General features: G+C 64.9%; 8 protein-coding genes. All 8 read right to left on the bottom strand.

Annotation, left to right across the window (positions count from 1 at the left end):
* Positions 1–70 precede the first annotated feature (70 nt).
* The 8 genes from KXD97_RS03585 to KXD97_RS03620 all read right to left on the bottom strand — a co-directional run bounded on the left by KXD97_RS03585 (position 71) and on the right by KXD97_RS03620 (position 9,320).
* A complete protein-coding gene (locus tag KXD97_RS03585; protein WP_260755492.1) occupies positions 71–1,603 on the bottom strand; it encodes an oligosaccharide flippase family protein in 1,533 nt (510 codons plus the stop codon).
* Positions 1,604–1,612: 9 nt separating this feature from the next.
* Complete coding sequence (locus KXD97_RS03590; protein ID WP_260757823.1) at positions 1,613–2,554, bottom strand: glycosyltransferase family 4 protein; 942 nt, start codon at positions 2,552–2,554, stop codon at positions 1,613–1,615.
* A gap of 312 nt (positions 2,555–2,866) precedes the next feature.
* The gene (locus KXD97_RS03595; RefSeq protein ID WP_260755493.1) at positions 2,867–3,157 is read right to left on the bottom strand and encodes an acyl carrier protein; all 291 of its coding nucleotides are present in this window, start codon (positions 3,155–3,157) and stop codon (positions 2,867–2,869) included.
* A gap of 96 nt (positions 3,158–3,253) precedes the next feature.
* On the bottom strand, positions 3,254–4,825 hold the full coding sequence (locus KXD97_RS03600; RefSeq protein WP_260755494.1) for an acyl-CoA ligase (AMP-forming), exosortase A system-associated: 1,572 nt from the start codon (positions 4,823–4,825) through the stop codon (positions 3,254–3,256).
* Positions 4,826–4,878: 53 nt separating this feature from the next.
* Positions 4,879–5,784: a hypothetical protein gene (locus KXD97_RS03605; protein WP_260755495.1), complete on the bottom strand. Its 906-nt coding sequence runs from the start codon at positions 5,782–5,784 to the stop codon at positions 4,879–4,881.
* On the bottom strand, positions 5,771–6,838 hold the full coding sequence (locus KXD97_RS03610) for a polysaccharide deacetylase family protein (protein ID WP_260755496.1): 1,068 nt from the start codon (positions 6,836–6,838) through the stop codon (positions 5,771–5,773). The genes KXD97_RS03605 and KXD97_RS03610 overlap by 14 nt, the downstream gene beginning before the upstream one ends.
* On the bottom strand, positions 6,835–8,004 hold the full coding sequence (locus KXD97_RS03615; protein ID WP_260755497.1) for a glycosyltransferase family 4 protein: 1,170 nt from the start codon (positions 8,002–8,004) through the stop codon (positions 6,835–6,837). Before KXD97_RS03615 ends, KXD97_RS03610 begins: the two co-directional genes overlap by 4 nt.
* A gap of 2 nt (positions 8,005–8,006) precedes the next feature.
* Positions 8,007–9,320: a nucleotide sugar dehydrogenase gene (locus KXD97_RS03620; protein WP_260755498.1), complete on the bottom strand. Its 1,314-nt coding sequence runs from the start codon at positions 9,318–9,320 to the stop codon at positions 8,007–8,009.
* Between the last annotated feature and the right edge of the window lie 2 nt (positions 9,321–9,322).

Here is a 9,322-nt window from a genome sequence, read left to right on the forward strand (position 1 = left end):
ATAAGACATGGCGACTCCTTCGCAGCTCTTTCGATGGCCGAATATGCGGCCCTGGTCATTCACTGGTTATTCACTCGGAATCCTCACCACGGTGCCGGAATTGATGCACCGTCGACGACAACTCACGCCATGCGGCCGGCGCGAACAATGCAAGACCGATCCCGTAGAGCGCGAGATAGCCCACTGCCTCCGCGACCAGCACCGCCGAGCCCAGCACGAGACCGCGGTGATCCGAATGAATCAGCGTCAGCTCCAACACCTTGACCGCCGTGGCGGGAATCACCGCGATCAGGATCGGCGGCATCAGGCGGTGTGCGAGCTCGCCGAAGGACACCGCGGCAAGAGGCCGCGCGAGAAGCAGGCTGAGCATGCCGGCGGTCAACGACGACGCCGACAGAGCGAGCCCGACCCCCGTCAGTCCCAGCGGAAGCAGCGCGAACAACAGACCGATACCCAGCACGGAGCTGACGATTGTCACCCAGTGCAAGCGGCGAGTTCGGCCGATCCCCTTGATCGACTCCATGCCGACCGCCATCAACGCCACTCCCGGTCCGACCCCGGCCAACGCGACCAGCATCACACCGGCTCCGCGCCACGTCTCGCCGAGCAGCACCGTGACCAACGGCTCACCGGCAGCGACGATAAAGAAGGCGACCGGGATGATAAGGCACCAGAGCACCTGCAGGGCGCGCAGGAACGCGGATCGAAATCGCTCGACGTCACCGGCCAGCCGGGAGAACGCCGGGAACAGCACGTAGGACCCGACATCGATCACCGCGATTTCCGGCAACGACCCGAGTCGGCGACCGTATCGGTAGTAGCCCAGCGCGGCGGCATTCAACGCCGCACCGACGACAGCGGTTTCGACAAGGGTGCGGGCTTGGTTGATCACATTCCAAACCACCAGTGGCAGAGAGAATCCTGCCAGTTCACGCCATAGCGCAATCGACGGTCGCCCGCGCATACCCGGTCGCCACCCTGCGAGGGTCCAGCTCGCGATTAGCCATGCCACGACTGAACAGTACGAGCCGATGACCAGACCCCACACACCGAAACCGTTGGCGCACAGAATTACCGAGGTAACGGCGAAGGTCACCACGGTGACCGGCTGTACGACGTAGCGTTCCCGGAAATCGAAGCGCCGCTGCATCAGCGCGTCGGGCACGTAGGTCAACGCATGTAAGACAATCGTTCCGGACGACACCGCCGCGATTAGCCCCACGATGTCGCTGCCGAAGATCCGCGCCATCAGCGGGGCGCTCGCCAGGGCGAGCACCGCCCATCCGACACCGGCGAGCAGTGTCGACCAGAAGACCGTTGCGGTGGCGTCATCGAGCCGGTCCTGACGTTGCACCAGCGCGTTCGCCATCCCCCCTTCGGCGATGGTGACCAGAAATCCGGACAGCACGGTGCCGGCGGCGAAATAGCCGACCTCGGCTGGGGAAAGCAGCCGGGCCAGCACCAGCGTCTGGGCCAATGACACCAGTTGGGTGAAGACCAGCATGCCCGACGCGATGGCTGCGCCGCGCCGCAACGTGCCCGACAGCGGACCCGGCGGTCCCGCTTCGGTGTCTACTACGTCCGGACCGGACTGGCTAGTCATGCGGGGCGCTCATGGTGAGGCTTCCAACATCACGGTGCCGGGGCGGCGAGGGGCGTTCCGGTCGCCTTTGGGGTGGCGATCGAACAAGGCCCGCCACGGTGCCGCCGCGACGCTCCATCGGTAGCGTGCATGCAATAACGCGTTCGCGTTCGCCCGTAGTCGCATTCGCCGCGCCGGACCGTCGAGCAGGTCGAGCACCGCCTCGCCGAACGCGCCGCCGTCGGCGATCACCAGGTGCTCACCGTCCACCACGTCCGGCATCGCCTCGACCCCGCGTGCCGTCGAGACCACGACGATGCCCATCCCGAACGCTTCCAGCACCTTGTTCTTGATTCCGCTTCCCGTCAGCATCGGATTGATCATCACCGGATATCGAGAGACGACGGCACGAAGATCCGGCACGAAGCCTGCAAGATGGACCAGGGGTTCCCCGTGGGCCAGCCGAACCAACCACTGCGGGGCGTTGCCGCCCACCACCTTCACTTCGACCCCGGAGCGCCGGAGCATCGGCCAGACGTCGATGAAGAAGTGTTCGAGCGCAGCCATATTGGGCTCGAAATCCAGATTGCCCCAGAACACGACGCCGCGCCGGTGCGCAGGTGGCGGCATAGGTGCGAGGAAAGCCTCGTCGACGCCGTTGGGAACGGTGTGCACATTCGCGCTGACACCACTGAGCCGAACGATCTCAGCGGTGTCGACCTCACTGACGGTGACAACATCGTCGAACGCGGAGGGCAGCCGCGCCTCAGTCCTGCGGGCACGGTACAGCTCAACCGCGTCGACCCAGTTTCCGGTGCGCAATCCTCCCGCATGCCTAAACGCCCTGCTCATCCTCAGCGTCATACTGTCGCAGAGATCGAGCACCTTGGGACCATCGCGATAATCCGCCACCAGTTCGGCGAGATCCGCACCGAACACGACAATCCGGTTGATACCCCGTTCGGCCACCACGTCGGCCAACACCTCTCGTGCCGCTGCGAATTCGCGGGGGCGAGTCCTACTCAAGTAGTGGTCGTCGCTGAGGCGCACATGCCGTCGCAGCGATCGCCGCCCATCCAAGATAGGTGGGCACTCGGTCACACTGCTGAACACGGTGGAGACGTCAGCGGCTCCGACGCGGCGGGAAGGCAGCGGATACAGCGGGGTCACCAACAGGTGAAGCTCGTCCGGAATCAACTGACACAGCGGTTTGGTGCGCAGATCCGTTCCATTCGTCGGTGTGTCGACCCGTGTCGAGGTCAGCGCCAGAGTGGGCATGAACCCCTACCCCACTTCCGGCCAGGTCAGCCGACCCGTGTCGCGGACCGCCTCGACGAACTCGGCCAGTGTGCCGACCGTCTCGAACACCTCGGCGGTGAGGTCTTCGTCGTCGATCTCCAGATCGAACTCCCGCTCCAGCGCGACGGCCAAGGCGACCACCGCCATCGAATGCAATTCGGGCATGCTGTTGAACAGCGGGGTGGTTGCGTCGAGCGAATCAGCACGGTTCTCGATGCCCAGTGTGGTGACGATGATGTCGATGACCGCGTCGACTGTGGCCTTGTCGCTTCCCATTGCGGTTCCCTCCCTGATGGTTTCGTATAACTTCAGCTGTACTTCTACCCGGTGCCGCGTGGCCGTCTGCTCTGCCGGGTGCGGCGATGGTCGTGTTCACAGCCGCAGATCGTCCCGGATTGCGGCGCGGTCGAACTTGCCGTTGGGCGAGCGTGGGATGTCCTCCCACGCCACGACCGACGACGGCAGCATGTACCGCGGCAGTCGCTGCTTGAGGTCGGCGACGAGCGCGGCGGCGTCGAAATCCGCGGGGTCGACGGGGGTGACGATGAGAATCACCCGCTGGCCGAGATTCTCATCGTCGACACCGAGTGCTACCGCAGCCCGGACCCTCTGCGTCGCGTACGCGACTTCTTCGATCTCGGTAGGACTGACGCGGTAGCCGGACGTCTTGATCATGTCGTCACCGCGGCCGACGAAGTACAGGAATCCCTCCTCGTCGGCGACCACGGTGTCGCCCGACCAGACTGCCAATTCCTCTGCGCGCCAGCCCGCCCCTGGCCGGGCGACCGGTTTGAACCGCTCGGCAGACCGCAGCGGGTCGTTCCAGTAGCCGAGGGCGACCAGCGGTCCACGGTGCACCAGTTCGCCCTCCTCGCCCGGGTCGCAACGCGAACCGTCGGGTCTGAGCACCAGGATCTCGGCGTCCGGAATCGCCTTGCCGATCGAATCCGGCCTCCGGTCCACTTCGGTTGGGTCGAGATAGGTGGACCGGAAGGCCTCGGTCAGGCCGTACATCAGGAACGGCTTCGCCTGCGGGAACAGTGAGCGCAGTTTGTCCAAGGTCGGCTTGGGTAGCCTGCCGCCGGTGTTGGCGAAGTAGCGCAGCGCCACTCTCGCCTCGGGCGGCCAGATCTGCTCGGCAATCTGGATCCAGAGCGGAGGTACACAGGTCAGCGCTGTAACCCGGTGCCGCGCGCACAGGCGCGGAACTTCGGACGGCCTGAGGTAATTGGTCAGCACCGCGTGCGCACCGACGCTAAACGCGGTGGTGAGTTGGCTGAATCCGGCGTCAAAACTCAACGGAAGAGCGGCAAGCACAACATCGTCCGCGCTGTTCTGCAGGTAGTGAGCGACGCTCTCGGCACCGGCAATCAAGTTGCGGTGGCTCAGCACAACCCCTTTCGGGCGGCCCGTGCTCCCCGAGGTGTAGAGGACCGCGGCGATGTCCAGATCGATCGCACACTCGGGTCCGGTCTCCGACCCGGTGAGAGCACAGAATTCAGCCCACGAGTGCAGAGTGTGCCGGCCGGCGTCATCGGGAAGGCCGCCAGTCCCGACCAGCACGACATGTTCGAGCGAGAGGCAGTGGTCCAGTTCGTGACGAAGCATCGCCCACCGTTCCGGCGAGGTCACCAGAACGGTCACATCGCAGTCGTCGATGATGTGACGCACCTGCGCCATCCTCAGCGCCGGGTTCACCGGTACGAACACCCCACCGGCGGCCGAGGTCCCGAACACAGCGGCGACCGTCTCCATCCGTTTCTCGAGATAGATGGCGACGCGTTGCTCCCGCTGCAGACCCAGAGCAGCCATGCCTGCCGCAGCACCCTGGACGCGCGCCCACAACTGTCCATAGCTGACGGTCTCGGCGAGGTACGTCAGCGCCGGGCCGCCGGGATCCGAGCGGGCGCGTTGCTCGATCAGATGGTGCACGTTGCTTCTCATGTCGGGTGCCGGTCCTTTCCGGTGGTGACGCGGCGCTTGCCTGGAACGCCGTGTCACCAGCGCATGCAGGTGAGCTCGCTGTACAGGAAGTCGATCTGGTCGGGGCGCAACATGTCGCTGCGGAACATCTTGGCCCTGGGCGACACCCGTACTGATCGCGGGAAGTCGCCGGCGACCACGTGTGCCTCGATGAGTGTGGCTGCGATACCGTGACGCAAGAGCAGGTGCCGGAAGAAGTGGGGCGCCGCGGCCCGGAACAGATCGGTGTCGCTCACGTACACCAGTGACGCGAATGACCGGATGTTCTTGCGCCGAACACGCCGGAAGACCACGTGGCAGGTCTGACCGCCCATCACGATCGCGACATGTCGCGCCGCCGCGGCGCGGGCGTGGTCGCGGTAACGCGCCAGGTCCTCACCGTTGAGGACGCTCGCGATCGTCTTGCGGCGCGAGTAGATCCGGATGCCTCGTCGGCGGATGGGCCAGGGCAGATTCGCAACGGCACACGTCGTCGTGTCGAGGTACACGAAGCCGAGGCGAGCGTTGAGGACTTGCACGTCCGACGACGGGGACAGATCAGTGAAATGATAGGACTTCTGCCGCAGCAGAGCCCGCAGCAGGCTCAGCGCATGTGACCGGTACCGTTCCGCCACGCACCACGTCGTGAGATTGCAGAAGCGGTGCCTGACACCGTCGATCCTCCGTTCGGAGTAGATCGCGAGGTGGGCGCCCACCACCCTGCCGTCGCAGCGCAGCATGAAACCGTAGTTGGGTTGCTCCACCTCCCAGCTCGGGACGACGTCGGATGCCCACCGTTCGACGGGCACCGCAGGGTCGAGCTCGTCATGGAGAAACTGTGCCACCGCGGGCAGGTCCGCCGCCGTGATCGGCTGCAGATGGACCTCGAGCTCGTCGGCTGGGGCGGGTATCAGCCGGTTAGCCGCCTCAGACAGTGACATCGCTGGCCGCTTCCCCGACATCCGAATTCAGCGCCGGGGCCTTGCGTTTGCGCCCAGGACGCAATGAGAAGCCGGAGACTTTCAACTTGAACACCGCGAAAGACTGGTCCGTCGAAAATCCCATCCGGGGCAGCTCGAGCGGATCGCTGCGGGCATCGACGAAACCGTTGGTCGTGGTGAGCGCCCACCGTATCCCGTTGTTTCGCAGCACTTCTTTGGCGCGATCGTCGTAATCCTGCTCGCATCCGTTCGGGTAGGCGAATACGGCCGGGGCCCGGCCGGTGTGGTTCTCCACCGCGCGGCACGATTCTGTGATCTCGTGCCCGACCTTGTCGTCGTCGCAGCGGGCCAGGATCGGATGGGTGACGGTATGCGGGTAGAGCGTGACCAGCCCGTCGGCCGCGAGCGCGGCCGCCTCATCCCAGGACAGCAGCTGGAAGGGTCCGCCGTGTGCGGCCGACTGTGCGCCCAACGCACCGACGACGGAATCGACTCCTGTGATCCGCTCGGCCTCGGGAAGCTGTTTGAACAGCTGTGTGACCGAGTCCCTTACCGTGGTCCGTTCGGCCTCGGTAGACAGGGGGCATTTCCCGAGACCTAGGTGCGAGAGGTCGATCTCGGTCCGGTTCGTCTGCGCGAAGGCACTCCACAGTCGGTCCGGCCACAACAGCTCGCTCGTGCCCATCGGCCCCGTCGCGAGAAACACCGCCGCAGGCACGGCGAGCTCCCGCAGCACCGGTGCGGCATTGGTCAGGAGGTTTCGGGTGCCGTCATCGAAGGTGACCGCAGCGGCACGGCCGGGCAGTGTTCCGTCCCTGAGCCGGCCTAGCGCCTCCTCGAGTGGGAGGACGTTGAAGTGTCTGCGCACGTAGTCGAGGTCGCGCCGAAGTGTGGCGGTGTCGATGACCCAGTCGCACGGTGGAGACAACGGCTCGCTCTCAACACCGTGGAACATCAGGATCGCCAGACGGTGGGAACGCCGCCATCGTGCCAGGATCGGAACTCCGAGTGCGCACAGCGACCGAGCAGCCAGTTCCTTCAGCATAGCCTTCATCGTTTCTCCTGGATCACAGCCATCTGATATGCCTCAATGGTCTTCGCGGCCACCGTCTCGGCCGAGTACCGGTGCAGCGCGAGCTGGTGCGCACGGCGCCCGAGCGTCCGTGACAGTCGTTCGTCCACAGCTACTTTGAGCATCCGATCAGCAAGCATCGCCTCATCACCGGAGTCCACGAGGAAACCGGTCTCACCGTCCTCAACCATCTCCGGTATGCCGCCGACGCGGCTTGCGATGACGGGTTTTCCTGCGGCCATCGCCTGAGCGACGATCGTCGGCGCGTTCTCCTGGTGCGAGAACAGCACGACAGCGCGGGCTCGGGTGAGCTCCCGACGAAGCTCTTCGTTGCCGACCGGGCCGACGACATCCACGCCGTCGTCGAGGCCGAGAGCTCTGATTCGGTCCAGCACCCGCTCGGAGTAGCGCTGGTCGGGGTGTGGGCCGACGAGTGCCAGCGTTGCCTCGGCCAGTGACATCCGCACCTGTGCGAACGCATTCACCACGCCGAGCGGGTTCTTGTTCGGAGTGAACACACCGGCGAACAGCAGTCGCGGAGGCGTCGGCGGCGCCGGTGCCAGCGCGAAGAACTCTGGGCCGGTCGCATTCGGGATACTCACCCGAGCGCCCCTGATCGGCACATCCAAAACCTCGGTGTCCCACTGCGAGAGCGATATGACGACTTTGCCGCGACGCAGCACCCGCCGCTCCAGGCTGCGGATCATGCTGTCCCGCAGCGTGCCTCTCAGACCGGCGTTGTCCGTGGTATCGGTACTGTGGCCGGGCAGTGTGACCCCGTGGACGGTGATCACCGCGTCGCGGCTGCAGTGCTGCGCGATGGCGCCGTACAACCCGATCTCCTGTCCGTGTACCACGTCTGGGTTTACCTGGGCCGCCAGCTTGCGGGCCTTCCGCCGGTCCAGGAAGCATCCTGTAACGGTCCGCCATCGGCGTTGACCACGTAGGTAATGCACTTCCACCTTCGGACCCTCGCGCCGGTAGCCGGTTGACGCATCACCCTCGTGGAAGCGCAGCACGGTGACACTTTCGACGTCATCGCGGGCAGCCAGCGCGGGCACCAGTGTGCTTGTCGCCGACTCGATTCCACCGCTGACCTTTCCGGGCTCGAGGGGATACGGTCCCATCATCAGGACTTTCAGACCCATGCTCACCACCCGATTCCCTGATAGTGCGGTGTTCTGCGCAGGAGTTCAGCACCGGGCAATCGCACCAGATCCACGATGAACCGATCGGATCCTGCGCGGTCGATGACATCGACGACCTTGGGGTCGCGCGATCCGACGACCAGCAGTTCACCGTGCTCGAACACAGCATCGGCGTCGTCGGTCAGCAGGTCGCCGATGTGGGGAAGCTGCTGACTGATAAAGGTCTTGTTGGCACCGGTCAGGCGCGACAGCACGACGGTCGGGTCGTAGATCTTGACGTCGAACCCCTTGCCGATCAGCCGTTCGGCGAGTTCCAGCATGGGGCTGTCGCGCAGATCGTCGGTGCCCTGCTTGAACGAAAGTCCGAAGATTCCGACCCGATGCAACCCGGTGGCCAGAACAAGGTCCACGGCTCGGCGCATGTGGCTCTCGTTGGACGCCAACAGGTTCGCCAGCAGGGGAACGTCGAGATCGTTTCGGCGCGCGGTGTGGGTGAGCGCACGGACATCTTTGGGCAGGCATGACCCGCCGAACGCGAAGCCTGGCCGCAGGTAGGCCGTGCTGATGTTCAGCTTCGTGTCCGCGAGGAAGATCTCCATGACGTCGTGGGAGTCCAGGGTCAGCGCCGAGCAGATCGCGCCGATCTCGTTGGCGAAGCCGACCTTGAGCGCATGGAAGCTGTTGTCGACGTATTTGGTCATCTCGGCGACCTTGATCGGCACTTGGAACTGCCGGCCCGGAAGGCCGTCGTAGAGTGCTAGCACGGTCTTCCCACTCCGACAATCAGTCTCGCCGACAACGGTCTTCGGCGGGTTGAAGAAGTCCCGCACGCTGGTCCCCTCTCGGAGGAACTCCGGGTTGACGCACACGCCAAAGTCCACTCCAGCCCGTTTACCGGAGACCGACTCCAGTCGGGGGATGAGAAGCTTCTCGCAAGTTCCCGGAATCATGGTGCTGCGATAGACCACCACATGCCAACGGTCCTTCTTGGCCAGGGCCGCGCCGATCGCGTCGGTGACCTGTTCGAGGTATTCGGTGGACAGTCCGCCACCATGGGCAGACGGGGTACCGACGCACACCAGTGACAGGTCGGTGTGCAGGACGGCGGTTGCCGTATCGGTGGTGACGGTCAGGTTTCCCGTGGCGACCGCCTCGGCGGCAAGGTCACCCAGTCGTTCCTCCACCACCGGTGAATTACCGCGGGCCAGGGCGTCCACCTTGTCCTGGTTCACGTCGACACCGATCACCCGATGCCCCTGCGCAGCCAGGCACACCGCGCTGACGCAACCGACGTAACCGAGCCCGAACACACTCACCG

This window comes from Mycobacterium sp. SMC-8, from assembly GCF_025263565.1.
Lineage (GTDB): Bacteria > Actinomycetota > Actinomycetes > Mycobacteriales > Mycobacteriaceae > Mycobacterium.